A 1,155-nucleotide genomic window follows, 5' to 3' on the forward strand; every position below is an offset into this window, starting at 1 on the left:
TTCCGAACCCGGAAGTTAAGCCCCCGAGCGCCGATGGTACTGCGGAGTCAGTCCGTGGGAGAGCAGGACGTCGCTGACCAACAAGGGGCATTTTCCTGTGGCGGGGACGTTTTTTCTCGCTTACCATGGCGTTACGCTTGCTGAAACTACCCTGATTTCCCGTTTATCTGAGTGTGTGGGTTAGACCCCTATAAAAGGAACGTCTGGCTCGTGACATCCCGTCCGAGCCCAATCCTTAGGAGGGGTTATATGACATTTCGTCCCAAACGGGTAGGGGCCATCTTTGCCGCGCTTGCTGTTGCCGGCAGCCTTGTTGCGCCTCTGAGCGCTCAGGTGGCGTACGCTACCGACGAGCCGGCCGCGGTTGTGCAGGCAGCCTCGTCAGATCAGGTTGATCGCGTCTCGCTTGAGATTGGCGCCACCGAGACCTCCCGCAACTTCAACTGGCTCTCCACGTCTGACTCTACGTCCTATGTTCAGGTTGCCGTCATGCCCGAGGGCTGGCAGAACGGTGATGACTTCCCGGCCTCTGGCGAGCTTGTTGCCTACGCCACCGCCTCCATGGAGGCGAGCGAGCTCGAGGGCTGGAACTCCTGCAAGGCCACCGTTGAGGGGCTTGAGGCCAACACCTCCTACGTGTACCGCGTGGGCAATGACGAGGCCTGGTCTGCCGCCTACTCCTTCGAGACGGGCGACCTCGGCGACGGCGCCTCCTTCAGCTTCATGTTCGCGGGCGACCCGCAGATCGGTGCGAGCGGCGATGCTGAGGCCGACACCGAGGGCTGGACGAACACCCTCAACACCATGGAGGCCGCCTTCCCGGAGACCGACTTCATGATCTCCCTCGGTGACCAGATCAACGCCTCGGCGCCCCAGACCGTCGAGAGCGAGTACGAGGGCTTCTTTGCCCCCGACGCCCTGCACGGGATTACGCTGGCCACCAACGTCGGCAACCACGAGGTTGGCGCCAAGAACCAGCACTACAGCTACAACTACAACATGCCCAACCGCTCCAATTGGGGTGCCGTTGATGCCACGGGTGCCGCCTCCGGCGACTACTGGTTCACCTACAACGGCGTGCTCTTCATGTCCCTTAACTCCAATGACATGAACACGAGCGAGCACAAGGCGTTCATGAAGGAGGCCATCGCCGCC

1 protein-coding gene is annotated in these 1,155 nt (G+C 61.5%); it reads left to right on the forward strand.

Going from position 1 to position 1,155, the window contains the following annotated elements; translation table 11 throughout:
* Nucleotides 1-333: 333 nt before the first annotated feature.
* On the forward strand, nt 334-1,155 hold an 822-nt coding region (locus tag B5F84_RS09410), incomplete at its 3' end, for a metallophosphoesterase family protein (protein WP_162607438.1).

The organism is Olsenella sp. An290 (assembly GCF_002159535.1).
In the GTDB taxonomy this organism is placed as follows: domain Bacteria; phylum Actinomycetota; class Coriobacteriia; order Coriobacteriales; family Atopobiaceae; genus Thermophilibacter.